This window comes from Bartonella sp. AP57NXGY (assembly GCF_042195805.1).
Classification (GTDB): Bacteria; Pseudomonadota; Alphaproteobacteria; order Rhizobiales; family Rhizobiaceae; genus Bartonella.
This window is the reverse complement of sequence record NZ_JBHIOZ010000546.1, coordinates 1-677: the sequence shown is the minus strand read 5'-3', so window position 1 is coordinate 677 and position 677 is coordinate 1. Positions and strand designations below refer to the sequence as shown.

1 protein-coding gene is annotated in these 677 nt (G+C 36.0%); it reads right to left on the bottom strand.

What is annotated here, in order from left to right; genetic code table 11:
* Window positions 1-677, bottom strand: a 677-nt coding sequence (locus ACFIL8_RS11955) for a site-specific DNA-methyltransferase (protein WP_375689998.1), incomplete at both ends; no start/stop codon positions are given.

Sequence of the window (677 nt, the reverse complement as noted above, 5' to 3'; positions counted from 1 at the left end):
GTCATTGAAACCATGCCATTTTTTACTTCTGATAAAAAACGCTTCAAAGAAGGAACATTGCTTCCTGTGGGGCCAAACCAAATACGATTATCATTCAATAATTCAAAGAATTTTTTTTTATTCATAGCCCAACTTCTACCATTAGGAGGCATTACCTTGCGTCCAGAAGGTGTGATGATTTCATAAATATCCTTAGGTGTTACTCTTTTTACGGATAAATCTCCAGATTTCCAAGGACCGCGAGGATCATTATCAGGATTTTTATAGCGCGCATCCATATCGTTTGAACGAGGAAGCAATTGAGGGCGCCAAATCGTTTTATCTTTGGCATAAACCATTATAAAATCATGATTATCAGAAAGCCATTTTGTATCATTTTGTGGAGCATATTTCTTTTGCCAAATAATATTGTTGATGAAATTTTGGCGACCAAAAATTTCATCCATCATCACTTTTAGATAGGCTTGTTCATCATCATCAATGGAAATCCAAATACTTCCATCTTCCGCCAGTAAACGATGTAACAATTCTAGCCTATCTCTCATAAGACTTAGCCATATGGAATGCTCTAAACCATCTTCATAATGTTCAAAAGCATTACCTGTATTATAAGGCGGATCGATATAGATACATTTTACCTTCCCCATATATTCTTGTTCAAGCGCTTTGAGTGCGAG